The 26,300-nt window shown below is 52.0% G+C and carries 26 protein-coding genes; 12 read left to right on the forward strand and 14 right to left on the reverse strand.

Annotated features, from left to right (window positions below):
* Positions 1–85: 85 nt before the first annotated feature.
* On the reverse strand, positions 86–421 hold the full coding sequence (locus HMY34_RS09495; protein ID WP_202718997.1) for a hypothetical protein: 336 nt from the start codon (positions 419–421) through the stop codon (positions 86–88).
* 126 nt (positions 422–547) lie between these two features.
* Here HMY34_RS09495 and mazG point away from each other — a divergent pair, with 126 nt between their 5' ends.
* Positions 548–1,372 (forward strand): nucleoside triphosphate pyrophosphohydrolase, encoded by an 825-nt coding sequence (mazG, locus tag HMY34_RS09500; RefSeq protein ID WP_202718998.1) that lies wholly within the window; start codon positions 548–550, stop codon positions 1,370–1,372.
* Positions 1,373–1,848: 476 nt separating this feature from the next.
* On the opposite strand, the gene ruvA is transcribed toward mazG, so the two are convergent.
* The 3 genes from ruvA to HMY34_RS09515 are packed head-to-tail and all read right to left on the reverse strand — an operon-like array spanning position 1,849 to position 3,698.
* Entirely contained in the window at positions 1,849–2,448 is a 600-nt protein-coding gene (gene ruvA / locus HMY34_RS09505) for a Holliday junction branch migration protein RuvA (RefSeq protein ID WP_202718999.1), read from the reverse strand.
* Positions 2,445–2,948: a crossover junction endodeoxyribonuclease RuvC gene (gene ruvC / locus HMY34_RS09510; RefSeq protein ID WP_228288029.1), complete on the reverse strand. Its 504-nt coding sequence runs from the start codon at positions 2,946–2,948 to the stop codon at positions 2,445–2,447. Before ruvC ends, ruvA begins: the two co-directional genes overlap by 4 nt.
* Entirely contained in the window at positions 2,949–3,698 is a 750-nt protein-coding gene (locus HMY34_RS09515) for a YebC/PmpR family DNA-binding transcriptional regulator (RefSeq protein ID WP_202719000.1), read from the reverse strand. It lies immediately after the preceding gene.
* Positions 3,699–3,778: 80 nt separating this feature from the next.
* On the opposite strand from HMY34_RS09515, the gene HMY34_RS09520 reads away from it, so the two are divergent.
* Positions 3,779–6,577, forward strand: coding sequence for a DNA methyltransferase (locus HMY34_RS09520; RefSeq protein ID WP_228288030.1), 2,799 nt, complete (start codon positions 3,779–3,781; stop codon positions 6,575–6,577).
* A gap of 134 nt (positions 6,578–6,711) precedes the next feature.
* Positions 6,712–7,146, forward strand: a complete 435-nt coding sequence (locus HMY34_RS09525) for an endonuclease domain-containing protein (RefSeq protein WP_228288031.1) — start codon at positions 6,712–6,714, stop codon at positions 7,144–7,146.
* A 42-nt stretch (positions 7,147–7,188) separates the two neighbouring features.
* Here HMY34_RS09525 and HMY34_RS09530 read toward each other — a convergent pair whose 3' ends face one another.
* A complete protein-coding gene (locus HMY34_RS09530) occupies positions 7,189–7,353 on the reverse strand; it encodes a rubredoxin (RefSeq protein WP_202719001.1) in 165 nt (54 codons plus the stop codon).
* 237 nt (positions 7,354–7,590) lie between these two features.
* Here HMY34_RS09530 and HMY34_RS09535 point away from each other — a divergent pair, with 237 nt between their 5' ends.
* From HMY34_RS09535 to HMY34_RS09555, 5 genes are all read left to right on the forward strand, one after another.
* Entirely contained in the window at positions 7,591–8,823 is a 1,233-nt protein-coding gene (locus HMY34_RS09535; RefSeq protein ID WP_202719002.1) for an RNA-guided endonuclease InsQ/TnpB family protein, read from the forward strand.
* A 78-nt stretch (positions 8,824–8,901) separates the two neighbouring features.
* Complete coding sequence (locus HMY34_RS09540) at positions 8,902–9,297, forward strand: hypothetical protein (RefSeq protein ID WP_202719003.1); 396 nt, start codon at positions 8,902–8,904, stop codon at positions 9,295–9,297.
* A 43-nt stretch (positions 9,298–9,340) separates the two neighbouring features.
* Positions 9,341–10,522, forward strand: a complete 1,182-nt coding sequence (locus tag HMY34_RS09545; protein WP_202719004.1) for a hypothetical protein — start codon at positions 9,341–9,343, stop codon at positions 10,520–10,522.
* An 18-nt stretch (positions 10,523–10,540) separates the two neighbouring features.
* Positions 10,541–11,311, forward strand: coding sequence for a sulfite exporter TauE/SafE family protein (locus tag HMY34_RS09550; RefSeq protein ID WP_202719005.1), 771 nt, complete (start codon positions 10,541–10,543; stop codon positions 11,309–11,311).
* A complete protein-coding gene (locus HMY34_RS09555) occupies positions 11,308–12,186 on the forward strand; it encodes a fumarylacetoacetate hydrolase family protein (RefSeq protein ID WP_202719006.1) in 879 nt (292 codons plus the stop codon). Before HMY34_RS09550 ends, HMY34_RS09555 begins: the two co-directional genes overlap by 4 nt.
* Here the strand turns inward: HMY34_RS09555 and HMY34_RS09560 are convergent.
* The 8 genes from HMY34_RS09560 to HMY34_RS09595 form a co-directional block, all read right to left on the reverse strand.
* Entirely contained in the window at positions 12,178–14,637 is a 2,460-nt protein-coding gene (locus HMY34_RS09560; protein WP_202719007.1) for a bifunctional molybdopterin-guanine dinucleotide biosynthesis adaptor protein MobB/molybdopterin molybdotransferase MoeA, read from the reverse strand. The two genes, HMY34_RS09555 and HMY34_RS09560, sit on opposite strands and share 9 nt — an antisense overlap.
* The gene (locus tag HMY34_RS09565; protein ID WP_202719008.1) at positions 14,634–15,356 is read right to left on the reverse strand and encodes an ABC transporter ATP-binding protein; all 723 of its coding nucleotides are present in this window, start codon (positions 15,354–15,356) and stop codon (positions 14,634–14,636) included. The genes HMY34_RS09560 and HMY34_RS09565 overlap by 4 nt, the downstream gene beginning before the upstream one ends.
* A complete protein-coding gene (locus HMY34_RS09570) occupies positions 15,353–16,054 on the reverse strand; it encodes an ABC transporter permease (RefSeq protein ID WP_202719009.1) in 702 nt (233 codons plus the stop codon). The genes HMY34_RS09565 and HMY34_RS09570 overlap by 4 nt, the downstream gene beginning before the upstream one ends.
* A 6-nt stretch (positions 16,055–16,060) precedes the next feature.
* Positions 16,061–16,936, reverse strand: a complete 876-nt coding sequence (locus HMY34_RS09575; protein WP_202719010.1) for an ABC transporter substrate-binding protein — start codon at positions 16,934–16,936, stop codon at positions 16,061–16,063.
* Positions 16,937–17,111: 175 nt separating this feature from the next.
* Positions 17,112–18,284 (reverse strand): restriction endonuclease subunit S, encoded by a 1,173-nt coding sequence (locus HMY34_RS09580; protein ID WP_202719011.1) that lies wholly within the window; start codon positions 18,282–18,284, stop codon positions 17,112–17,114.
* Between the two features lie 139 nt (positions 18,285–18,423).
* Positions 18,424–18,993: a Fic/DOC family protein gene (locus HMY34_RS09585; protein WP_202719012.1), complete on the reverse strand. Its 570-nt coding sequence runs from the start codon at positions 18,991–18,993 to the stop codon at positions 18,424–18,426.
* The gene (locus HMY34_RS09590; protein ID WP_202719013.1) at positions 18,993–19,322 is read right to left on the reverse strand and encodes a ribbon-helix-helix domain-containing protein; all 330 of its coding nucleotides are present in this window, start codon (positions 19,320–19,322) and stop codon (positions 18,993–18,995) included. Before HMY34_RS09590 ends, HMY34_RS09585 begins: the two co-directional genes overlap by 1 nt.
* A gap of 46 nt (positions 19,323–19,368) precedes the next feature.
* Complete coding sequence (locus HMY34_RS09595) at positions 19,369–21,024, reverse strand: type I restriction-modification system subunit M (RefSeq protein ID WP_228288032.1); 1,656 nt, start codon at positions 21,022–21,024, stop codon at positions 19,369–19,371.
* A gap of 42 nt (positions 21,025–21,066) precedes the next feature.
* Here HMY34_RS09595 and HMY34_RS09600 point away from each other — a divergent pair, with 42 nt between their 5' ends.
* From HMY34_RS09600 to HMY34_RS09615, 4 genes are all read left to right on the forward strand, one after another.
* Positions 21,067–21,393, forward strand: a complete 327-nt coding sequence (locus tag HMY34_RS09600) for a UPF0175 family protein (RefSeq protein WP_202719014.1) — start codon at positions 21,067–21,069, stop codon at positions 21,391–21,393.
* Complete coding sequence (locus HMY34_RS09605; protein WP_202719015.1) at positions 21,390–21,881, forward strand: PIN domain-containing protein; 492 nt, start codon at positions 21,390–21,392, stop codon at positions 21,879–21,881. The genes HMY34_RS09600 and HMY34_RS09605 overlap by 4 nt, the downstream gene beginning before the upstream one ends.
* Before the next feature lie 111 nt (positions 21,882–21,992).
* Entirely contained in the window at positions 21,993–22,259 is a 267-nt protein-coding gene (locus HMY34_RS09610) for a UPF0175 family protein (protein ID WP_202719016.1), read from the forward strand.
* On the forward strand, positions 22,256–22,732 hold the full coding sequence (locus HMY34_RS09615; protein WP_202719017.1) for a PIN domain-containing protein: 477 nt from the start codon (positions 22,256–22,258) through the stop codon (positions 22,730–22,732). The genes HMY34_RS09610 and HMY34_RS09615 overlap by 4 nt, the downstream gene beginning before the upstream one ends.
* Here the strand turns inward: HMY34_RS09615 and HMY34_RS09620 are convergent.
* Positions 22,712–26,116: a DEAD/DEAH box helicase family protein gene (locus tag HMY34_RS09620; RefSeq protein ID WP_228288033.1), complete on the reverse strand. Its 3,405-nt coding sequence runs from the start codon at positions 26,114–26,116 to the stop codon at positions 22,712–22,714. The genes HMY34_RS09615 and HMY34_RS09620 overlap by 21 nt on opposite strands.
* Between the last annotated feature and the right edge of the window lie 184 nt (positions 26,117–26,300).

The raw sequence follows: 26,300 nt of genomic DNA on the forward strand, positions 1-26,300 counted from the left end.
AGACCCAAAGAAAAGCCCCCTTACCGCGAAGCAAGGAGGCTTTTTAAACCGTTTATGAATCAAGCGATTTGATTCATTGTACGGTTTATTTCTGGTAGCGCTTCATGCTAGAACGTGCTGCCGGATCCATTTGGACGGGGCCTTTGTAGTTGCCTTTTGCTTTCACTTTAGGCACAACAGGCGCACGAGGTACAGCGCGTGGCGTCGGTGCTGGCGCAACCGGTGCAGCAACCGGAGCCGCTGGTGCTGCTTCACAGCCTTCTGGCTCGAAGCCGTATACCGCTTGGACGCATTCGCCAAAGCTGTTTTTAACCACAACGCCGTCGCCATTTTTGACAACTTTCATGTCAGCCGCGTGCACGCCAGCGGTAGTCAGCATCAGCGCTGCGAAGCCAATGCCTGCAATGTGTTTGAGAATCATGGTGATCTCCTTGAAGTCTAAGTTTTGAGTCGTAAAGTTGGATTTTGCTTTATGTTTGAGCGTAGCATTCATACCACAATTGTGTATATTGCACGACAAACGCACGATACGCCACAGGTAAATGCTATGCAAGGCAAAAACGGATTAAGTCCCTCAGCAATCAATGAATTGCTCAATATTATGAGTCGCTTGCGTGACCCGACGGGCGGTTGCCCTTGGGACATCAAGCAAACTTGGCAAACGATTTTGCCCTACACCCTAGAGGAAGTGTACGAGGTAGCCGATGCCGTCGACCGCCATGACGCGGTGGCGTTGTGTGACGAGCTAGGCGATTTGCTGTTCCAGATTGTGTTTATGGCGCAAATTGCCAGTGAGCAAGGTTTGTTCGATTTTGATGACGTCGCTGCTGGCATTTCCCGCAAAATGCTGCGCCGCCACCCGCATGTCTTCGGCGATACGGTATACGCCGATGAGCGTGAGCAAAAACAAGCATGGGACGCGATTAAGCAAACCGAGCGTGGCACAAAAAAGGACGACACCGGTTTCTTTGCCGGAATCCCCGCCGCCATGCCCGCGTTACGCCGCAGCCAGAAACTTCAACGCCGCGCTGCCGCCGTCGGCTTTGATTGGGAACATTGGCAACAGGTCATCCCCAAAATTCAGGAAGAACTCGACGAAGTGGTGGATGCCGTTACCAACGACGAATCGCAAAGCCGGATTGAGGAAGAAGTCGGGGATGTGCTCATGGGTGCGACCAATTTGGCGCGTTTGTTGGGGGTGAATGCTGAAAATGCCTTGCGTTTATCCAACCAAAAGTTTGAACGGCGCTTTGGGCGGGTCGAAGCGATACTCGCGGCTCAGGGGATTTCATTGGAAGCTGCCGCGCTGGAACAGATGGAAGATGCGTGGAATATCGCCAAACAAGAAGAGAAACAGACAGACGGTAGCTAAAAGCGCATAAAAAACGAAGCCCCCGACGAACGGGGGCAGTCAACACGGGCAAATGTTATTATTATTGTCTTATTGTTATTGTTGTTCTCAAACAATCATCTCCTAATAAAGTCCCCCTGTGTTATCCACAGGGGGTAGAGGAGTCGAGATATGGTCAGGCGCTTTATTGTTATTAATGTTTATGCCTACTCGCTATCTCTTGGGGCTTGCTGATAAATGCTTTCCTTAACCCTTTCTTATTATTGTTGTCGTCCCTTTCCAGACCTTCTAGTCTTTGCCGTCTCAGTCTGTGCAAGGGTTATTGCAACGCCCGTGCCAACCACACCCTGTCACACTTAAATCATTAATTTAATTGATTAAACAATAATTTTATTGGAAGTGACACAGTGGCTTGGCAGGTGTGGATGCTGTCAGAAAGTGACAAAATTGACAGGTGAAGTGTCAGGTCTGAACTAAGATTTTTAATCCCGCGAATCCTAGTTCAGACTGGCGCGAAGCGCTTGGCGGATCATGTCTTCCACACTCAAGCCTTGATTTTCGTAAGCAGCAATCATTTGGCTGGCTTGCGCGGGTTTATAGCCGAGTGCTAACAGTGCATTGACGGCCTCGTCACTGACCGATACGGATGGAACGGGAGCGCTAACGGCAATCCCCGTGCTACTGCTTGCTTCGGCTTTGGGCAAACGGTCACGCAACTCAATGACTAAGCGCTCTGCCGTTTTCTTGCCAACGCCCGGAATGCGGCTCAAGCGGGCAATATCCGCCGCGTGAATCACTTGATTGAATTCCACAGGACTCATGCCCGACACAATCGCCAGCGCCATTTTGGGGCCAACGCCATTCACTTTGAGCAAGTGCCGGAACAGTTCGCGTTCGGTTTGGGAGCTGAAGCCGTACAGCAATTGCGCGTCTTCACGCACCACAAAATGGGTGTAGAGCGTCACTTCTTGGTGCAATTCTGGCAGATCGTAGAACGTGGTCATCGAAGCCTGCACTTCGTAGCCCACGCCATTCACATCCAGCAGTAAATCGGGGGGTTGTTTGATGAGTAATTTGCCGCGTAATAATCCAATCATGCTACGGTACTCCTAAGACGTTGTTGCAAGTGACTCGCATGAGCATGGCACAATGCCACCGCCAGCGCATCTGCTGTATCGACTTGTAACCGCCCTTGCAAACTGAGCAGCAGTTTGACCATGTGTTGCACTTGCGCTTTATCCGCACCACCTTTGCCGACGGTGGCTTGTTTGACTTCTTTGGGGCTGTATTCGGCAACGGGCAATCCCGCAATCACCCCGGCGCAAATCGCAGCCCCTCGCGCTTGCCCCAATTTGAGTGCTGACGCGGGGTTGTTGGAGACGAACACGCTTTCAATTGCCATTTCAAGCGGCTGGTATTCGCGAATAATGCGGGTCAGTTCGCTGAAAATCGTTCCCAGCCGTTCGGGAAAAGACGCATCGCCTAAGCGCAAGCACGTGCTGAAAACGTGCTGATTGCGTCGCCCATCCGTGTCGATAATCCCGATTCCGGTGATCCGCGAACCGGGGTCAATGCCCAGAATCCGGCGGGTGGTCACTTAACCATGCGCCGCTAAATCGGCATCGTTGAAATCGGCATTGGTGAAGACTTCTTGCACGTCATCCAAATCTTCGAGCATGTCGATCATTTTCAATAGCTTAGATGCCGTGTCACCTTCCACGGAAGTCAGGTTATCCGCCCGCATGGTAACTTCATCGTGATCTGGCGTGAAACCTGCCGCAATCATGGCAACTTTGACGGCGGCGAAATCTTCCGGCGTGGTAACGATTTCAGCCGAACCGTCGTCATCCATCTGAATGTCATCCGCTCCGGCTTCGAGCGCGGCTTCCATGAGCTTTTCTTCATCCAGACCGGGGGCAAAGTTCATCACACCGATTTTCTTGAATTGGAAGGCGACCGAGCCATTCGTGCCGAGGTTGCCGCCGTGTTTGGTGAGGGCGTGGCGCACTTCGCCCACAGTGCGGTTGACGTTATCGGTCATCGTTTCGACGATCACTGCAATCCCACCGGGGCCGTAGCCTTCGTAACGCACTTCGACGTAGTTGTCGGTGTTGGTTTCACCCGCGCCGCGTTTGCAAGCTTTTTCGATGGTATCGCGGGTCATATTGGCACTCAGCCCTTTATCCACGGCGAGGCGCAAGCGCGGGTTGGTGTTGGGGTCGGAGGTTTTGCCTTCGCGTGCCGCTACGGTGATTTCGCGGATGATTTTCGTCCAGATTTTGCCGCGTTTCTTATCAACCGAGGCTTTCTGGTGTTTGATGTTTGCCCATTTACTATGACCGGCCATGTCGAACTCTCGTTTTCAGTCTCAAAAAGTGCCGATCAGTTTAGCATAATTGCGGAAAGTTTCAGACTTCCAGCAGAAAAATGGACGGGTGGCGCTATTCCGCGCTGCTGGCTTTCTGCGCTACTATCCTCGCTTTCGATTCTGGGCTTATTCGCATGGCAGCACTTTCCAACCGCAAGACTATCCGTGGCAACGCGCTGGCGTTCGTCAAAGAATGGGGCAATGAAACGCGGGAGGAAGCCGAAGCCAAGTCCTTTTGGGATGCGTTTTTTGCCATTTTCGGGGTCAATCGTAAAAGTGTCGCGGCGTTTGAACATGCCGTCGAGCGCACCGATAACACCAAAGGCTTTATTGACCTGTTTTGGAAAGGCGTGTTGCTGGTTGAACACAAATCACGCGGTAAATCCCTCGATAAAGCCAAGTCGCAAGCCTTTGATTATTTCCAGCAGATAAAAGACCAGCGCGACCGCCCACGCTACGTGTTGTTGTCGGATTTTGCTCGCTTCAAATTGTATGACCTTGATCGGCGTTTGGAGCATGACATTGCCATTGAGGACTTGCCGGACAAGATCGAGTTTTTCGATTTCATGGCGGGGTTGGAGAATCACGGGGAAAGCATTCAGGAATACGCGCTGAATATTAAGGCGGCGGAACGCTTGGGCAAGCTGCACGATGCGCTACAGGATGCGGGTTGTGCGGGGCATGAGCTGGAAGTGTTTTTGGTGCGTATTTTGTTCTGTTTGTTTGCGGAAGATACAGGGATTTTTTCCCGCCACCAGTTCTACAACTACCTCGAACATTTTACTGCGCCAGACGGTTCTGACACCGATTCACGCCTAAACAAGCTGTTTCAAACCTTGGATAAGCCGGTGCAGGCGCGGGGCAAGCATTTGCTGGCAGAGTTGAACGATTTTCCTTATGTGAACGGTCATTTGTTCGGTGAAAAGCTGGATTTGCCGTCGTTTGATGCGGAGATGCGCGAGGCTTTGCTGGATTGTTCGCATTTTGATTGGGGCAGTATTTCACCTGCGATTTTTGGTTCGTTGTTTCAGTCGGTGATGGATAAGGCGGCAAGGCGTGAATTGGGCGCACATTACACCAGCGAAACGCACATTTTGCGCTTGATTAAGCCGTTGTTTTTGGATGCATTGTGGGCGGAATTCAGCGCGATTCAACAGGGTGGCAATCGTGACAAGCGTAAGAAGTTGGCGGCGTTTCAGCAGCGTTTGACGGCGTTGCAGTTCCTTGATCCGGCGTGTGGGTGCGGTAACTTTCTGATCATTACCTACCGCGAATTGCGTTTGTTGGAATTGGCGGTGTTGCAGGCGCAGCACGGTGATGCGCATCGGGGGTTGGATATTACGGTCGAGCCGACGATTAAGCTGGAGCATTTCCACGGCATTGAGGTTGAGGAATGGCCGGTGCGGATTGCGGAAGTGGCGATGTGGCTGACGCAGCATCAGATGAACCGCGAATTTGCGCGTCAGTTTGGGCGCGAACCGGATTTGCTGCCGTTGAAATCCTCAGCGCATATTGTGATTGGCAATTCGCTGCAACTCGATTGGGCGGCGGTTGTTAAGCCTGCCAACCTGAATCACATCATCGGCAATCCGCCTTTTGTGGGTAAAAATTTCCGTGGTGAGGCGCAAAATGCCGATATGGATAAGCTGTTTGGCGCGTTGAAAAACTATAAAAGTTTGGATTACGTGACTTGCTGGTTTTACAAAGCGGCGCAGTTCATACGCGGAACACGTATCACAGCGGCGTTTGTTTCCACCAATTCGATTACGCAAGGCGAACAGATTGCACCGTTATGGCAACCGCTGCTGGATATGGGTATCCGTCTGCATTTTGCACACCGTACCTTTTCGTGGGATTCTGAAGCACGCGGCAAAGCGGCGGTACATGTGGTGATCGTGGGGTTTGCCAACTTTGATACTGAGGGCAAACGCATTTTCGACTACCCCAATATCAAGGGCGAACCTGTCGAAATTGCTGCCAATAATATTAATCCCTATCTGATCGACGCACCCAATATAGTGGTTGATAATCGGACAAAACCGCTGTGTAACGTGTCTGAAGTTGTGTACGGTAATAAGCCTGTGGATGGTGGATTTTTGTTGCTATCGCCTGATGAAAAAACCGCGCTATTGGCAAAAGAACCCCTTGCTGCAAAATGGTTAAAACCGCTGCTTGGTGCGGAAGAATTCATTAACGGCAAGGAGCGTTGGTGTTTGTGGTTAGTCGGTATTCAGCCTAATGAATTGCGTGCCTTGCCAGAAGTCATGAAGCGTGTTGCTCAAGTTAAAGAAATGAGGTTAAACAGCATAGATGCTGGTGCGAGAAAATTAGCTGAGTGTCCAACACAGTTTCGTGACACAAAAAATCCATCCAGCTATGTACTGATTCCAAGGGTGTCATCAGAGCGTCGTGAGTATGTACCAATGGGATTTTTTGACCAAAATACCATTTCTACCGACCTTAATAATATGATTCCTAATGCAACACTCTATGAGTTTGGTGTGCTGGAAGCCAAAATGAACATGGTTTGGATGAGCGCCGTTTGTGGACGTTTGGAAAGCCGTTACCGCTATTCTGCCAAGCTGGTTTACAACAATTTTCCGTGGCCTGATGCCGACGACAAGCAGCGCAAGAAGGTGGAAGTCGCCGCGCAAGCGGTGCTGGATGCGCGGAAGAATTACCCGACCTCAACCTTGGCGGATATGTACGACCCGACTTCCATGCCGCCGGATTTGCGCAAAGCCCATACCGCATTGGATAAAGCGGTGGATCAGTGTTACCGCAAGGAAAAATTCAGCAGTGATATGGAACGGCTGACGTGGTTGTTTGAGCGGTATCGGGGGTTGGTGGGTGGTTGATAAACCTTATTAAGTTATGTTACTGATGTTAAAAAAGAAACCCCTCCCAACCTCCCCTTATCAGGGGAGGAGCAAGAATGGATGCCTTTGAGCGGTTTGATTTGAGCCTAATGGCGTTCTTTTGCTAACGTTAAATGATGAAAAGTCGCTGTTATCAACCCTATCATGACAACCTTGTTGCATTAGCACGGGTTAACCGGAAAAACCCGACGCCTGCTGAATACAAAATGTGGTCAGAGATTCTGCGCCGTAGACAATTGACAGGTTTTAAATGTTTGCGTCAGAAGCCTATTGACGGTTATATCGTTGATTTCTACTGTGCAGTATTAGCTTTAGTCATTGAAATTGATGGCGATAGTCACACTGATAAAATGGAATACGATACAGAACGTACCCGCATCCTCAACGCTTATGATTTACAGATCATCCGTTACACCAACGATGAAGTCCTTGGCAATCCACAGGGAGTTTATCTACACCTCATAGAACAAATCCTCGCCAGATTGGAGGTGCTGTCTCTTAGCTCCTCCCCTGATAAGGGGAGGTTGGGAGGGGTTTCTTCTGCGTAATATCAAGTCATCAGTTGTAAATCAGTAAATATTTCGCCAGAATCAGACTTCCATCATCTCAAAATCGTCCTTGCCCACGCCGCAATCCGGGCAGCGCCAATCATCGGGGATCGCTTCCCAAGGCGTACCCGGTGGAATACCTTCATCTGGCAGTCCACTTGCTTCGTCGTAAATCCAACCGCACACCACACACATCCACGTTTTCATTTGTAATACCACTTATCGCTTAAAATCATGGCTTGATTCTCAAGTAAATCGCCGGATTAAGCAAAAAGACGGATGCTGTCAGGGTTTGAAACAGTTACCATAAAATCTATCTAAATCTATTCAAACTTCATCATTTTGGTTATTTTTATAAAGGCGTAGTGCCGTTTATCCGTAAAGGATAGCAGCAAAAGCACGGGAGGCTAGACAACTATCACGCCATGCCGCATTCTATTTTCCATGATTATCAGCCACAAAATCCGCCTCAACCCGAACAATAAGCAAGCCACGTACTTGGCGAAAGCCGCCGGTACAGCGCGGTTTGCCTACAACTGGGCGTTAGCGGAATGGCAAACCCAATACGCGGCATGGAAGGAAGACAACACCCAGCCAAAACCCAACCAGATGGGCTTGCGCCGCCAATTGAACGCCATCAAACGCGAACAATTCCCGTGGATGCTCGAAGTCACCAAAAACGCCCCACAAATGGCGATTATCCAACTCGGAAGCGCGTTCAAAAACTTCTTTGCAGGGCGTGCCAAGTACCCGCAATTCAAAAAGAAAGGCAAAAGCCGCGACAGTTTCACCCTCACCAACGACCAGTTCAGCCTTAACGGTTGCCGCATCCGCATTCCCAACCTTGGGTTAGTGCGGATGCGGGAAACGTTACGCTTTTCCGGCAAAATCCTCTCTGCCACGGTTTCCCGCACCGCTGACCAGTGGTTCGCCAGCATCACCGTGGATACCGACCAACATCACCTCCCGCCTGCCGAAAACCAAGGTACGGTGGGGGTGGATTTGGGTGTATCCGCGCTGGCAACGCTGTCAACGGGGGAAAAAGTGGTCGGGGCGAAGCCGCATAAAGCCTTGCTTTCCCGCCTAAAACGGCTATCCCGCAGCCTGTCCCGCAAGGTCAAAAGCAGTGCCAACTGCCACAAGGCAAAACAAAAACTGGCAAAACTTCACGCACGTATCGCCAACATCCGCCAAGACAGTTTGCACCAACTCACCACGGATTTGACCCGCCGTTTCCACACTATTGGCATCGAAGATTTGAACGTATCGGGCATGGTGAAAAACCGTCATTTATCCCGCGCGATCAGTGACATGGGGTTTTTCGAGTTTCGGCGGCAACTGGAATACAAAGCCGATATGCGGGGTGCGGTGGTCGTGGTGGCTGATCGGTTTTTTGCTTCGAGCAAGACGTGTTCTGCTTCTGGCTGTGGGCATAAAGTGGAAAAGCTGCCGCTGTCGGTACGTGAATGGACTTGCTCCGTTTGCGGCGCGATCCATGACCGTGACGTAAACGCTGCCAAGAATTTGCAAGAATATGCTTCGGCTACGCTCAGCAACCACGCCGTGAGTTACACGGTGTCTGCCTGTGGAGGGGAAGGCGCTGGTCTTGAGCGAAAGCCGAAGACGAAACCAGCCCCTGTGAAGCAGGAATTCAACACCATGACTACTTTTAGTTAGCTATAGGTAGATTTGGGTAGGTTTGAAATAACGGATTTTGTACTATTAATCTTATCAATAAAGGAATCGAGTGTTGTCATGATCTGGGTATTGTTTGGTTTGACGCTAATGGTGGTCGCGTGGCTGGCGTATCGCGCTGGGTGGAATCAAGGGCTGCTGAAAGGCTACAAAACAGGCGCGGGCGACGGTTTTAAAAAAGGTCACGAAGATGGCATGAAAGCCGGTCTCAAAGCGGGCATTAAAGAACACATGGTCACAACCTTGGTCGATGCCAAACCCATTCCGGGGATGCACGAAGACTTGCATCAGCAAGTAAAAGACGAGGTGCTGAAAGCGCTCAATACCAAACCTGAACAGAAAAAAGCCAATCCCCCCAACCCCAGTTTTATGAAAATGTTGTGGGAGGAATTCGGTGGCTGGTTACTGATTGCTTTGTTCGTGTTGCTGCTTGTATACCTGTTCCGATCGGGGTAAAAACACACGGGAGTTTTCCCATAACTAAAGTGATGCCGCACCCATGAAAACAGCACCCCGTGAAATCGCTACCCCTTGCCCGCAAATGTCCCTGAAAGTGCCGCAAGGCATGACGCAGGTGGAATTTTTTAACAGCCCTGCCAATCTGAAAAACCTTGCCGAAGAAAACGGCTTGTTCCGTACCCCAGAAGATTTGCTGCTCTACCGCAAGTTGGTCGGGCATAGCGTGGAATTCGACACCTCGATTATTCTGGATTGTTCGCGCCGCATTCTTGACCCGCTGGGTCGCCCGGTACGCCGCGATCAGATGAAACGTCAGGAAAAGAAAGTCTGGTCGAAGATGACGCAAATCATCTGCGATTACATGTTTGAGAAATACCCCGACCCCGCCGAACACCTGATTTTATGCGGGGAAGCCAGTCTGGATTCGACCTGGCCGTTGAACAAACCGGGCGTGCCCAGTATCCGCATGATTCACAATCACTTCATGGTGTTCCCGATGGCAGAATTGCGCAATGCCAAGGAAGCCGATGCCAATAACCCCAACCTCACCGACAGCGGGCATAACACCTTGTTCTTACGCCAATTAAGCGATGCTTACGGCAAGTTTTTGGAAGTGTTGGATTTGCAAATCCTCAAGCTATTGCCCACCGAAGCCGCCTCCCTGCAATTGACCGGCTACCCGCAAGGTTTGCCGTGTTGGGAAGTCATCGGCGGTGCGGAACGCTTGAAAGACCAGTATTTCTGGCACGAATACGAGCAAGTATTGCGTGGCTTTTTGGATTTCTACCGCACCTTCTTTTCGCTGGTCGCCACGGGCGAAGCGCGAGTGCCGGATAATGCCAATTTCCCGCACCAGATTGACGATGTGCTGCTGGGCAATCAGCGTTTTGTGCGCGTGGCACGCGATTTGCGCGAAAAAGTGATTCAAGACCCGCAATTTGCCAACGATATTCGCTGGCGACCGGCGTACAAGCAAATCCTGTTCCGTGATGACAAGGGGCGCTTGGTGGTAACGATTTCGCAGAATTCGGTGGGCAATGCGATCACCGAATTGTTGGGCATTGTGGTGAAACGCCAAGTCGATTCCGAGGCTTACGCCGCCGTGGAAGAAGGCTTGGTGAGCCGTTTGCTGGAAGTGAGTGAACGCTTGCGAGCCGCTAATCTGGGGGAAATGCTCTCCGCCCCATGCTGGCCGAATGGTCATTATCAACCCTGCCGTTAAGCGAAGTGCATTACCCGAATGAACGTATTATCTGACCCGTTAACGCTGACCATGGCGGTGCTGGCGCTGCTGATCGTCGGCATTTCAAAAGGCGGCATGGGCGGCGGTTTGGGGGTATTGGGCGTGCCGTTAATGGCGCTGACCATGCCCCCGGCGCAAGCGGCGGCGATTTTGCTGCCGATTTTGTGCGTGATGGATTTGATGGCGCTGAAAGCCTTTTGGAAACGCTGGTCATGGGCGCACCTTCAGCAATTATTGCCTGCTGCCATTCTGGGGATTGTGATTGGCGCGTTCACCTTTACGTATTTTCGTGCCAGCGATGTGCGTTTATTGGTGGGGCTGATTGCGGTCGGGTTTGCATTGAATTATTGGTTCAAGCCCTTCCAGCGCTTGGCGATGGGCAAGCCGGGGGCAAAGGCGGGGCTGTTTTGGGGCAGCATTGCGGGGTTCACCAGTTTTGTGGCTCATGCCGGTGGCCCGCCGGTGAATATTTACCTGTTGCCGCAAAAGCTGGATAAAACGGTGTATCAGGCGACCACGGTGCTGTTTTTTACCAGTGTGAATTACGTGAAGCTGATTCCTTATGCGGCGTTGGGGCAATTCAACAGCACCAACATGGGAGCGTCGGTGCTGTTATTGCCGATTGCAGTGTTAGGGATTTGGTTGGGCTACAAACTGCATCACCGGGTGCCGGAAAAGCAGTTTTTTCAAGTCGCTTACGTGTTTTTGTTCCTCACCGGCTGTAAGCTAATGGTTGACGGTATGCAAGGCTTAGGAGTGTTGGGATGAAACTGGGAACGTGTGTGTATCAACAACAAACGTATGTGTGCCTAGCAGCAGGCGATACGGTGCTGCTTCCGGCGTTGGATACGGCGTTTGATCAACCCGCGTGGCGCGATATGTTGGCGCTGATTGATAGCGGTATAGACTTGCAGGCCGTGCGTAACACCTTGACGGCGGCAATGCGCGTGCCATTGGCGGACGTGACCTTGCTGGCACCGATTCCGCGCCCGCGCAAAAACGTGATGTGTTTGGGGCTGAATTATCTGGAACATGCGCAAGAAACCGCGAACCAAATCGGGCGCACCGGCAAAGCGCCGCAATACCCGATCGTGTTTACCAAATGCCCGACCAGCGTGATTGGGCATGAAACCGCTGTGCCGTTTGACCCGGATACTTGCTCACAATTGGATTGGGAAGCGGAATTGGGTGTGGTGCTAGGCAACGGCGGCAAAAAAATTGCGCGTGAGAATGCCTTGGCGCATGTGTTTGGTTACACCGTGATCAATGATTTGAGTGCGCGGGATATTCAGTTGAATCACAAGCAGTATTTCCTCGGCAAAAGCATCGACGGTGGTTGCCCGATGGGGCCCTGGATTGTGACGGCGGATGAGATTGCTGATCCGCAGGCGCTGGCGATTGCGTGTCGGGTGAATGGGGTGACGAAACAGGCATCGAATACGCGCCAGATGATTTTTGATGTTGCCAGCATTATTGAATGGCTGTCGCGGGGGATGACGCTGGAAGCGGGGGATGTGATTGCCACGGGTACGCCAAGTGGCGTGGGCTTTGTACGCGAACCCCCGGAGTATTTGCAACCGGGGGATGTGGTGGAATGTGAGGTGGAAGGCGTGGGCGTGTTGCGCAATACCATTTCAGCCTGACCAACCAAACACCTGCACCTGTACCACATCGCCCGGTTCGACCGTGGCGGTTTCTTCCGGCAAGATAATCAGGCAGTTACCCTTGCTCATGGAACTCAGCACGCCCGAACCCTGATAGCCCGCCTTGTCCACCACCAGCTTGCCCGCTTCACGCCGGACAATGCCGCGTTGGAATTCGGTGCGCCCCGGCTGCTTTTTCAGGCGGCTTTGGCAGATGGCGTCCAACAGCAAGGGTTCATACTCGGTTTCACCCGCCAGCTTCAGCAGCGCGGGTTGCACGAATTGCAGGAATGTCACCATCACCGCCACCGGATTCCCCGGCAAGCCAAAGAACAACGCCTTGCCCAAGGTGCCGAATGCCAGCGGACGACCGGGTTTGATGGCGATTTTCCAGAAGTTGATTTGCCCCAGTTTAGCTAAAATGCCTTTGATGTAATCCGCTTCGCCCACCGATACCCCGCCGGAAGTCAGCACCACATCCGCCGCCGCTGCCGCTTGTTGCAACGCTGTTTCGATACTGGCAGGGTCATCACGCACCACCCCCATATCAAGGATGTCGACATTAAGCTGTTGCAACATGCCGTATAGCGCGTAACGGTTGCTGTCATAAACCTGCCCTTCCGCCAAGGTTTCGCCGATGGAGCGCAATTCGTCACCTGTTGAGAAAAACGCCACCCGCAACGGGCGCATCACGCTGACTTCAGCAATTCCCAACGATGCTAATACGGCTAAATCTGCCGGATTCACGCGATGTCCTGCTGGTAAGACGGTGCTGCCCTGCGCAATGTCTTCCCCTGCTTGGCGCACGTTTTGTCCGGCGCGATGACCCGTGCCGATACGAATGTAACCCTCTGCCCCAGCTTCGGTGTGTTCCTGCATCACCACGGTATCCGCACCAGCAGGCATGGATGCACCCGTCATAATACGCACGCATTCACCCTTGCCGCATTCGCCGCTGAAGGCTTGCCCTGCAAACGCTTTGCCGATCACCCGATAAGCGCGGCTGTCATCCCCCGGCAAATCATCACTGCGCAAGGCATAGCCATCCATCGCCGAATTGACGTGATTAGGAACGTTGAGCGGGGAAATGACCGCGTGTGCCAACACCTGCCCCAAGGCATCGCGTAACGGGCGTTTCAGCGCGGGCGCAACCGCTTGCAAGTTTGCCATAATGCGGCGGCGGGCTTCGGTGATCGACAGACTGCCAGGGTCACGCGCATCGGCACAGCTAGGCGCAGTGCGAATGGTGGCGTTGGTATTAGTGACAGGGGCAAGCTGGCGAGTACGCCATTGCAGGATAAACTCGGCAATGCTATCCGGCTGATTCAGATCCAACTTGGTGACATGTGCCGGAACATCCAGCGTCATATCATCGGTTGCCAGCGCAATCACATGGCTGTCATTCGGGTACAGCAACGGTTTGCCAACGCTGGGGCGATACACTTCGATTTTGGGAATCGCGGTGTGCTTAAAGCCTTCCACCAACACCAGATCGGCGCAATCACGGTTGACTAAACGCAACACATCCACCAGTTCCGGTTCGCGCTGGGTTTTGCACTCCTGCATCATTGCCATGCGTTTGCGTGATGCCAGCACGACTTGGTCAGCACCGGCTTCACGGAAGCGGTAGCTGTCTTTGCCCGGTGTATCCAATTCCAAATTGTGATGCCCGTGTTTGATCACCGTCAGGCTCAGACCGGCAGCTTTCAGGCGCGGAATCAATTCGGTCAGCAAGGTGGTTTTGCCCGTGCCGCTCCAAGCGCATACGCCGATTACGGGAAAACCATTAGAAGAAACCCCTCCCAACCGCCCAGCCGCTTCAACGCGGCGCTTCGCCCCCTTATCAGGGGAGGAGGAAGATTGTTCCAGCTCGGCCTGCTGTTGCGGGGTGTTGATATTGCGGAACATGCGGCGGCAATCGGAAAAATCGACGCTTGCCATGCGGTGCTGCGCGTACCACAAGTCAATCTTACGGTCGCCATTGGCAAGGAAGGCTTGCAGGCTGGGCAATAAACTCACCGGCAATAGCGCGTGAACCGGTTGCAAGCGTTCACCATCGTGCGCCACGGCGATTTCTGCCTGCTCACGTTGCAAGGCTGCCAACAAACGGGCGGCGGTATCCGCTGCCAATTCCGGCGCATCACAGGGAATGGTGAGGATGTAATCCGTTTGTGCCGCTTGCATCGCCGCTGCAAATCCCGCCAACGGCCCTTGATAGTCACTCAGATCATCACTGATCACTGGATAGTGGTATTGCTGGTAACGTGCCTGATTGCGGTTGGCATTGATCAGAATAGCATCGACCTGTGGCTGTAAGGCTTCCAGCAGGTATTCGACCAAGGGGCGACCGTGCAATTCGAGCAAGCCCTTGTCCTGCCCACCCATGCGGCTACCTCTGCCACCTGCCAGAATAACGCCGGTAATCCGGGGAGTGCTATGCGCTTGCGTCATGATAAACCTGCTCCTGAGTGGTGGTGAGTACTGGGCGTTAACGGCACAATCGTAGCCAAGCGTAACGCACTGGTAACGGTTTGCAAAATGCCGTCTTGCAAATGCAGGTGTTGGTTGACCAACGAGGAAAAATAATCCGGGTCATGGCTGGCAATCAACAGCGCCATACCGTCGTCGCGCAATTGGCGCAACAATTGAATAGTGCGCAGGCGAGCATCCTTATCCATATTCGCGGTAGGTTCGTCCAGCAACAATATGCGCGGCTGACGCAACCAAGCCCGTGCCAACGCCACCCGCTGGTATTCACCACCGGAAAGCGTTTTCGCCGCAGTATCCGCAAGGTGTTCTAAACCTGCCCATTGCAAGGCTTGGCGGATGCGTTCGTGCCGTTGCGCCTTATCCACGGCACGGGGCAAGGCGTAATTGAGGTTGTCACGTACACTGCCTTCAAACAAATACGGTTGCTGGTGCAAATACAGCACGCTATCGCGCAGCCGTTTGCGGTATTGCGACCAATTCAGCAGGCTAAAGCCAGTATCTGCCTCAAACTGCTTAGGCTGATCAAAACCACCGAGAATGCGCAGCAAGGTGGTTTTGCCTGCGCCATTAGCGCCCGTCAGCAGGCAACATTCGCCCTGACTCAGGCGCAATGCCAGCCCATTTAAAATCGGGCGTTTGCCGTGGTATTGATGAATCTGACGAAAATGCAGTGTATTCATGAACCTATGTACCCTTTGCCTTGAAAATGATGCAGCAAAATATTGAGGGTAAACGCCAGCACCAGCAACACCATGCCCAGCGCAATGCCTTGAGCAAATTCGCCTTTGCTGGTTTCCAGCGCAATCGCCGTGGGAATATTGCGGGTATGGTGCAAAATATTGCCACCGAGCATCATCGACGCACCCACTTCCGAAATAATGCGCCCAAAGGACGCTAATACCGCCGCCAGCAAGCCAAAGCGGACTTCGTAGGTAACGGTCAATAAAGCGCGAAACGGTGATGCGCCCAAAGTGCGTGCTGTTTCCCACGCCCGCCGATCCGCCGCTTGCAGGGCGGAATGCCCAATGGAAACCAGCATCGGAAACGCCAACACAATTTGCCCCAAGACTATCGCCGTCTGCGTAAACAGCAGGCGAAATTCGCCCAGTGGCCCTTGGCGTGACAGCAACAAATACAGCGTCAACCCAATCACCACCGTCGGCACAGACAGTAAGGTACTGAACAGCGAAATCGTCAAGCGTCTACCGGGAAATTGCCCATACGCCAGCACAAAGGCCAACAGCAAAGCGGGCGGGGTGGCAATGAGTAAGGCAATGGCGGAAACTTCAAAGGAAATAGCGACGATTTCCCACAATGCCGCATCCCCGTTGAACAACAGGGATAGGGCTTCAGCGGTGGCATCCAGCAAACTTGCCATGCGTGCTTATTGAGCCGTGGCGGGTGCTGCGGTTTTAGCGTCGGTGTTCGCGGTGCTGGTGTCGGCATTCGGGGTAAACAGCACAGAACCATTGACTTTAAATTCACCAATCGCTTGTTGCCCTTCGGCAGACACCAGCCAATCAATCAAGGCTTGAGCGCCAGCATGGTTAATGTCGGGGTAACGGGTTTGGCTCACCGCCATGATACCGTAAGGGTTAAACAGGTCTTTGTCGCCTTCGTGGAGGACTTTCAGGGGGGATTTGTCCGCCACCGATAACCAGGTTCCCCGATCCGCCAAAGTGTATGCCGACAGTTCGCCCGCCATTTGAATCACTTTTTCCATGCCATCGCCCGCCTCACGGTACCAGTCACCGGCAGGTTTGAGTTTGGCGGTTTCCCACAGTTTCAGTTCTTTCTTGTGTGTACCGGAATCATCGCCACGGGAAATAAACAGCGCGGCTTTGCTGGCAATTTTGCCGAACGCTTCCGGGGCAGTGGTGGAACCTTTAAGTGCGGCGGGGTCTGCTTCGGGGCCTAGCACAATGAAATCGTTGTACATCACCGGGTAACGCTGGTCGCCGAAGCCTTTTGCGACGAATTCTTTTTCCGCAGCGGGCGCGTGAGAAAGCACCACATCCACGTCGCCATCTTCACCCATTTTCAGCGCTTTGCCCGAACCAACCGCAATCACTTGCACACTGTAGCCAGTTTTCGTCTCGAATTTGGGCAGGATGTCTTGCAATAAACCGGAATTCTCGGTGCTGGTGGTGGTCGCCATTTTGATGACTTTGGGGGCGGCGGGGGTGGTTTCCTTCGCCAGCAGTAACGGGGTGCTCAACAGGGTTAAGCTCAATAGGGCAGCGGTCAGTAAAGGCTTCATGTAGATCTCCTTGGTTATAGGGGTTAAGCGGTAGAGCAATCCCTATGCCATCTGCAAAAAAGCCCCTGAAAATAGTACTTAAGCCAAGGTTGGTAAAGGTTGCGGGGCGGAAAATTGGGTTATTGTGTCTAATTTGCTGGAATCCGTTAGGGTCAAAATGTCCCAACACGCTTTTTCACAACTCGCCCGCAAACGCCCGCTGACTCAGCGCGTTGAACTGCGCTTCGGCTTGCGCTTGTGACGCTTTCAGCTTCGCCTTCAAACCTTCCACTTTCTGCACGCGCCGCGCAAATTCCCGCTGCAACTCAATCAGCGGAACTGGTAAAAATAAGTTTTGAATCTGCTCTTTTGTTATGGCTTCACGTGTAGCACCTGCTGATTTTGCAACATTCATCAGAAGTTTTTTATATGATTGATTAACTAGTGTATAAAGCAAGTATTCAGGAACAAGTAGCTTAGCCCGAATAATACATACATGCTGATTAACTCGTGCAGGCAAAATAGCATTATCAACAATTGCACACCGACAAACAGACGCACCTGTTATATTTAGCAAAACATCATTTTCTTCCACAACGACATTTGATAATTTATTTGCTTGTTTATCTGTTAGAAATGCCAAATTTTTGTGAAGAAATTGACAATCATGAATATTAAGGCTTCTAATTAAAGAAACTCCTTCGCTTATATATGATTCTTTACCTCCTGTTGGCGTTGAACCACTGCCAATTTTTTCCGCCAAACTACCAAGCGGCTTAACATCCCATCCCTTCGGGTTCGTTACCGGATCACCAAACATCTCCAAAAATACCGACCGCAAGAACTCATCCGCCAGTTGAAGCGCTTGCTGGCGTTTGCGGCGGATGGCATCGGCTTTGTCGAGGATGGCGGCGATGCGTTGTTGTTCGGGGAGTGGTGGGAGGGGGATTTCATGTTCCCAAAAAACACCCATTGCAACACGAGGCATTTTTGCCCCAGCCGTTTGACTAGATACCCACTCTACAAATTTTGGTGAACGCAGATAATAGGCAAGATATGTTCGATCTAGTCTATTTTTGTCTGGTAACATTGGAATCAGCTCGGTTGTTCCAATGCCTTTTTCATCAGGAAGGATGACCTTGTTCAAATAAGGGCGCAGTTTAGAATAAAGAACATACCTTTCATCAAACCAGTGAGTCGAACTACCAGCTTTTGAGTAGGGCTGAATATCTTTTTTAAGAAGTTTGCCCGTGTCTGATTCAATGTGATCAAGTGTTATTTGCCAAATATTTTGATCATTATTTGTATTTTTCACTTTTAATGGTTTTGATGGCGCAACTTCAGATAGTTTTGCATATTGCCAACTCACAGCAGGTTCTCCGTTGTTCTTATTCCAGAAATTGGAATAACGAGCGGGCTTATTCCAGTTTGGAGGCTAAATTGGAATAAGGCTCTTGCTCCCTTCACCCCTTGCGGGGGAAGGGCTGGGGATGGGGGGTTCTTCCAACTCAAGGGATTGCCTCCAAAGCATCAAAAATGCACTGTTCCATCAACGCATAGTCACCCGCGTGTGATTCCTTAGAAGCCTGTATCCAGCGGCTAGGCTCAAGTCGCAACAGGTCGATAGGATGCCCCGCCCGTTCAGCCAATTGTTCAAGGTATTGTAACTGGGTACGCCCGTTACCCTCGCGGAAGGGATGCACGTAATTGACATCCCCCATAATCCGCCCCGCGTGACGGGCAAACTCACTCGCTGTCAGGTTGCGTAAGTAATGCTTGGCAACGATACGCTTGTGGACATCCGCCATTCCCGTCCCAATAAATTGGCGGAACTGGAAATCCTGACCACCCTTACTGATTTCAACCGTGCGGATTTCACCCGCCCATGCGTAAATATCCTGAAACAGATTCCGATGAATGGCTTGAAGATGGGCAAGATCAAAATTTCCTTCTGGGCAACCCTGTTCCATGCGTTGGCTAACGAGCAGCCGTTCTGCCATGTCCAATTCGGCACGGCTTTTAAGCCCCAGCTTATTTTTGAGGACGCTGTAATCCGGTGGGTAACAATAACTATCCATCAACCCATGTCTGCAAACAGGCTTTTGTCTTGCAGTTTGCGGGTCAGGTAGGCAATGCGTTGTTCATCTGACCAGCCTTTCGCATCGAATGACGCAAACAAGGCTTTTTCCTTGCCGGTCAGCGGGTTGCTTTCAATCGCGCTCAAGTGATGGCTGATTTGCCGCCGTTTAAGCCGTACCGGAGACACTTCAGCAGTATTGGCTTGTTGCAAAGCTTGCATACCCGCCTGCAAGATTTCACTTAAGGCTTGGGTAACAGAGGCGTACTTGCCCTGCTTGACTTGGACTTGAATATAACTTTCAACGTGTTGCGGCAGTGATATGTTCATGATTATCTATCTGTTACGGCTCTGTACGAATTATACCAGACTTTGCTTACAGCATCCCTTCCAGCGCTTCCAAATCCTCCAAAATCTCGCTCTCCAACGCCTTCAACTTCCCCAAAATCACCTTAGGCGCATCATAGCGCTCTTCTGCATACACCACTTCCTTGTAGCGGTTAATCGAAAGATCGTACTTGTTCGCCGCAATCTCTGCCTTTGCCACCACAAACGCCTGCTGGGTCTTATCGCCAAACGCCCCCGCAATCGCTTCCTCTGCGGCATTCGCCAGCACCAGCGCCCGGTATGCCTGCCAACGCGCAATCACCTGCGGCAAATCATTCGCCTCCTGCGGGGTACGTTTATCATCCAGCGAATAGCCATCCGCCAGCACATCGTAAAACCACACCCGTTCCGTCGTGCCGCCTTTGGTGAACAGCAAAATCGCCGTGGAAACGCCCGCATACGGCTTAAACACCCCGCTCGGCAACGACACAATTCCTTCCAACTGATTGTTTTCGATCAAACTCTGGCGTAACTGCTGATGCGCATTGCTCGACCCAAACAGCACCCCATCCGGCACGATTACCGCAGCCCGCCCGCCCAATTTCAACGCCCGCAAAATGTGCGCCACAAACAGCAACTCGGTCTTTTTGGTCTTCACCACACCCAACACATCGGGGTTCACATTGCTCTCATCCAAACTGCCCTTGAACGGCGGATTGGCGAGGATCACATCGAAAAAATCCTCTTCCTGACGCGGAAAATTCGCCTTAATCGACTTGCTCAAACTGTCCTGATACAAAATATTCGCATCACTCACCCCGTGCAGCAGCATATTCATGCTCGACACCCGCAACATGGTGGTATCGAAATCAAACCCCCAGAACATCTGGCTATTGATATGCTCGCGGTACTCGCTCAATAAATCGCCGGAATAATGCACATTGCCGTCATCATCGGTAAACGTGCCATCCGCGCTGGAATACGTGCGGTTCAAATACTCCATCGTCCGCGCCAAAAAGCCCGCCGTCCCACACGCCGGGTCACACACCGTTTCCGTGGGCAACGGCGCAACCAATTCGATCATGGCGTCGATAATGTGGCGCGGCGTGCGGAACTGCCCGTTAATCCCCGCCGTGGTCAGCTTGCTCAACAAGTATTCGTAAATGTCGCCTTTGGTATCGCTTTTGGTCAGCTCCAGCTTATCCACCATCGCCACTGCCGCCGCCAGCACCGACTCGTTTTTAATCGCCAAATCCGCGTCTTGCATGTATTCGCCGATATTCACCAGCCCGCTCAAGGCTTTGCCTTCCGCGCTCAGGTCATCGTTAGGCTGCTCGCCCATCTGGGTGAAAAACGGGTAAACATTATCCTTCAAGTGCGTGTACAGCGCCTTACCGGAGAGGTTCTTGAAGTTTTTCCAACGTAACAATTGCCCCTCTGGTGTCGTCGGAAAAATCAGCGTGACGGATGCGCCGCGTGCGGCTTTGCGTTCTGCTGTTTCTTCCTGCATATCCAGCATCCGCGCAAACAGCAGGTAACTGATCTGCTCGATCACGGTTAAGGGGTTAGTGATGCCGCCTGTCCAGAACTTTTCCCAGAGTTTGTCGATGTCGTTGCGGGCTTGTCCGGTAAGCATGGGGTGTCCTTGTACGGATTGGGGCGAATAGTGTGGCTGGCTGGCAAGGGTTTGGCAATAGGCTTTCATGTGCTACCATAATGGGTAACATCGAAACCGGAGTAACGCGCCATGCAAACCTTTTCCATCCGTGACCTGCGCGAGAAAAGCGGGGAATTGAGCCGCGAAGCCGAAGCGGGACGAGCTTCATTAATCACCAAACGCGGCGAACCGATTCTGGTGGCCTTGCCCTTCACCGCTGCACTACTGGATAGCGGCATCAAAGTTGCGCTCGCAGAATATTTATTCAAAGAAGGTATTCTATCGTTGGGCAAAGCTGCCAAAATTGCCGGAATGCCCTATGTGTTGTTTACCGAACACCTGAGCCGCATGGGTATTCCCGTGGTGGACTACCCACCAGAAGAATTGGAGGATGAGCTGCGGGTTGTCAGCCTATGAGTTTATTGATCGTCGCGGATACCGGGCCGCTGGTGATTCTTGCCAAACTCGACCATTTGCCACTGTTACGCCAGCTTTATACAGAAATCCGCATTCCCGAAACGGTTCTGGTTGAGGCAACCACCTTGGCATATCGGCAGGATGCTAAACGTATCGTGGGATTTGCTGCCCAATACGCGCAGGTCATGCCGGATATTGCCGAAGATGACCCTGATTATCTGGATTACGGTCTGGATGCAGGCGAAACCCAAGCCATTTCATGGGCAAAACGCACCAATTGCCCCGTGTTACTGGATGAACGACGCGGCAGGGTAGTTGCCAAGCAGGAACACCTTGCTGTGTTAGGTACAGTCGGTTTGCTGCTCAAAGCAAAACAGGCGGGGCTAATCCCAGAAATCAGCAGCCTTCTGGATGCTATGCTCAAACACGATTACCGCCTTGCACCTGCGCTAATCCAACAAGCAAAAATGTTAGCGGGTGAGAGTTAGGAACATGCACGAAACATCTTCTGTAGGTCAGGCTTCAGCTCGACAGTGTAGCTTTTCCATAAGCAGACTCCTACAATCAGAGCCATCTATTCACGTCCTAGAGGGCGAACCATGCAAATCACGCTCGAAATACCTGATCATCTGCTACCTCCACAGCAAGACAAAACCTCGCTTGCCCAACAACTGAAACTGCATACCGCATTGCTGCTGTTCCAAGCGGGTACACTGTCACGCGGGGCTGCGTGTGAATTTGCAGGTATTGATATTTATAGCTTTCTTGCCGCTTGCAAACAGTACCGTATCGAAACCATCAGTACCGATATAGACGAAATCGAAGCCGAAGTAACGCGATTTAAACAGCTTCGTGCCGCTGCATGATCATTATCGCGGATAGCTCAGCACTGGTTGCCGTTTCCACCTGCCAAGCCCTTGGTTTACTGGATGCACTGTTTGGAACGGTATTAGTGCCAACGGCGGTTTATGATGAAGTATGCGCACCGGGCAAACCACAGTCGGAAGCCTTGAAAAGTTATCTATCGGGTAAAGTTCGTAGCATCGACATGAGCCAGCAACGGTTGCACAAGACCGCTGGCTTGGGTAAGGGAGAATTGGAAGCGATGCTCCTCTACAAGTCGGTGTCTGCCAATGTTTTATTGATTGATGACCAACGCGCAAAGAAATCAGCCTTTGCCAATGGCTTGGAAACGATGGGTAGCTTAGGTTTGCTGCTACTAGCAAAAGACGAAGGGCTGTTAACCGAAATTACTCCCCGTGTTCGCCTATTGGAACATTCCAACGCTTACTTGAACCCATTGCTAATCGAACAAGTGTTACAGCGTGCGGGGGAGTAAAGACTTCTTCCGCAAAAACGGCTTCAACACCGCAAACAATTCCCCCGCATCCGCCTCGCTAAACACCCCATCAATCCCGCGATAATCCACGCTGGTAAACGGCGCGTCATACAGCGTATCCACCGGAATGCTGCCGTGTTCCGCAATGTAGTTTTTCAGCAAATTCATAAAGCGCACCTGTTGCGCCGTTAGCGTCGGGTGCTGATGCAAAAAGGTGGTGAAATGCTGTTCCACCGCCTGCACATCCAGCCCCACCAATTCGCGCACCGTTTCCTGCAACTGTTCGGCGGTACGCCCATAAAACTGATTCAACACCTCTAAACTCACACCGGGGTGACTGGTCAGAATGGTCGAGGTCAGGGTTTGCAATTCAAGCGCAGCAATCGCCTGACCATTGCGGATTTTCTGAAAAATCGGATTCTCTGTAATCATTCCATCCAGCAGCACTTTTAGGCGGCGACGGTACAGCAATGCCTCGTTTACTCCCGCAATCTTCACCTCACGCTCCGCTTTTTCTAATCCGCCATCCTTGGTTTTCGTGGTCGGCGTGCCGTAGCTCACGCTATCACCCGTTTGGCGGTATTTCATAATGCCGCGCAATTCAGTGCGCACCCATTCCAGCCGTTCCATGCTCAAGGCTTGCCAGAATTCGGCGCGGCGCACTTCGGCAATTACCGCGTCTTTCTGGCGCACTGCCTGAATATTGACGGCGAGTTTATCCAGTTCCGCCAGCAAAGCATCGCGCTTATCCGCCAAACAACTCGCTTGTTCCACCCAACAGCGTTGCAACGTCGCCATGAGTTTGTCGAACTGGGTAGCGTGTTTGTCGCGCAATACCCGTGCCGCCATCAATGGCGCGATTTTGCTGGCAAGCAAATGGCGGGTTGCGGCAGTCATGCGCTGCAAGGCATCGGTTTCTTGCAGCACCCGCACATTGCGCAACTCGCGCTGCACCGCAATGCTGTCTTCCGGCAAGTCGTTCAAATCCGCCCGCAGCAAGGCAAGTGCCGTATCCAATGCCGCCGCATGATTGGCTTTAAGTGCCGCATCCACCAATTCCAGCCGTGCCTCAAACAAGGTTTGCAACAAGGCTTTGCTGCCCACGTCATCCGGCTCTTTATATTCCTGCTCAAAAAACGTGAAATTGTCGTAATGGTCAAAAATGCGGAATTCGGTTTTGTGCTTGCCAGTACCAAACAAGTTGGGGCAAAGGCGTGTGCCGCGCCCAATCATTTGCCAGAACTTCACCCACGACATCACTTTTTTGGCAAACACCAGATTGACCACTTCCGGCACATCAATGCCGGTGTCGAGCATGTCCACCGAGATGGCGATGCGGAAATCGTGGTTGCCCTTCTTTTTGAATTCCTTGATCAGGCTTTCGACCTTGGGAATCTGGTTGTGAATCACCTTGCAAACTTTGCTGCCGTATTGCGGGTAGAGCTTGCAGAATAAGGCTTCGAGGTGTTCCGCGTGGTCTTGGCGTTGCGCAAAAATAATGGTTCTGCCTACCAGCGAGCCGGTTTCATCTTTGATGCCGTGATTCATTAGGTTTTCGAGAATGGCGCGGTCGGTGTCTACGCTGAATATTTTGCGCCCAATATCTTTGCCTGCAATCGTGGTGATACGCGCTTGTTCCTCGCCCAAATCAGCTTCGAGTTGCTGCTGTTGTTCCTTGCTCAAATCCTTGTAGTGAATGCCGTTACGCAGGAATTCGGTGGTTAAATCCTTGGCACGGAACGGGGCAAGGTACGGCGGATCGTTATTGATTGCCGCATCCAGTCCGAATTCATAGGTCGGGTCAGTGGTTTCGCAATCGAAAATGTCAAAGGTGTTGCGGCTGATGAATTTCACGGGTGTCGCGGTCAAGCCCAATTGCAGCGCGTCGAAATAATCGAACAAATCACGGTAGCGGTTGTAAATACTGCGGTGCGATTCATCGGCAATGATCAGGTCGAAAAAGCCCACATCAAGCTGGGCAAAGCGGCTCATCATGCCGGGGTAAGTGGCAATGTAAATCCGTGCGGATTGGTCGATGCGGTTGGTTTCGCCAATCACGCAACGCGGCTCACTCGGCAAATTGTGCTTAAAGGCTTCATCGGCTTGGGTGCGCAATTCCTTGCGATCACACAAAAACAGCACCCGTTTTGCCCAGCCGGTGCGTAACAGCAATTCCGCCAGCGCAATCGCCACGCGGGTTTTACCCGTGCCTGTGGCTTGGATAATCAAGGCTTTGCGGCGTTGTTGCTGGAAATGTGCCGCCACGGTTTTAATCGCCTCAATCTGGTAAGGGCGGTCGGCAATTTTCAGTTCAGGGTTGTGTTGTTCCAGTGCGGCGACGCGGTAATGGCGCTGGTAGATCAGGTAATCGAGGCTGTCTTTGCTGTAAAAACCGTATACGGGGCGGTAGGTATTGTACTGGTGATCGTCCCAGATAAAGGTTTCGTAGCCGTTGGTGTAAAAAATTACCGGACGCTGGTAGCCCATGTGTTCGAGCGCATCGGCATACAGACGCGCTTGTTCTCGCCCCGCTTGCAGACTTTTATTGCCGGACTTTTTGGCTTCGATCACCGCCAGCGGTTGCCCATTGTCACCCCATAGCACGTAGTCGGCGCGACCTTTGCCGGAGACGTTATCGGGGTAATCCACCACGAATTCCACACTGACTTGTGCAGGCTTGCCCACATCCCAACCGGCTTTTTGCAGCATGACATCAATCAGCAAAGCGCGGGTTTGCGCTTCGTTCCAGTGCAGGGAATTGGCGACTTGTTGGCTGGCGGCTTGGCGTTGGGTGGCTTCGGGCGGCGAGGGTGGGGAAAGGCGTTCGCTGTGTTGGGTGCGTTCGCGTTCCAATGCTTCGCGGGTTTGCTGCAACTCGTCTTCGAGCTTTTTGAGTTGCTTGGCACTGATGCGCGGGTCGGCAACGCTGCTAAACGGCGCAATCTTGGCGGGTGAATAGTCGTAGTAACGCACTGCCATGTACGCGGCAATTTCATAGGCTTTGCCCAGCGCAACGTGCGCACTGCGGGCATCGCCGTTGCCACCGTGCGCGGTATCATTGCCCTGCACCCGCAAAAAATGCAGTTGGTCGAGCAAAGCGCGGCTGACACAACCTGTGAATACGCTGTCTTTCAACAAGTCGTAAAAACTGGCTTGGGGTAAACGCGGCAAACGTTCGAGGTGATAAATCGTGCGGGTAACTTCTTCGGCAAAACCCCGCAAGCGCGTCAAAGCACTGCCGGGATCAAGGAACAACACCGCTTCTGCCAAACCGCCAAGGTTAGCAAGCGTGTCGTGATGCGGGCGCAGGAACGCAAAGTTGGTGGATTGCATGAGGGTAAATTCTAAACGAACTCCACCGCTCACCGCCGTGATGATGATCACTTAATCATCGTAAACGCAGGTTGGTAAAATAGAGACGAGGATTAACGTCTAAAAATAATGCGATAAGTCAAATAGTCATTAAAAAAGCTGCTAATAGTTATATCTGTTGTCGAAATTTATCCCGAAATATCTATATGATTAGGCATACCTTTTGAGTGTTGTGTGACGTGTGTCAAGGGGCTTA

Source organism: Thiothrix subterranea, assembly GCF_016772315.1.
Classification (GTDB): Bacteria; Pseudomonadota; Gammaproteobacteria; order Thiotrichales; family Thiotrichaceae; genus Thiothrix; species Thiothrix subterranea.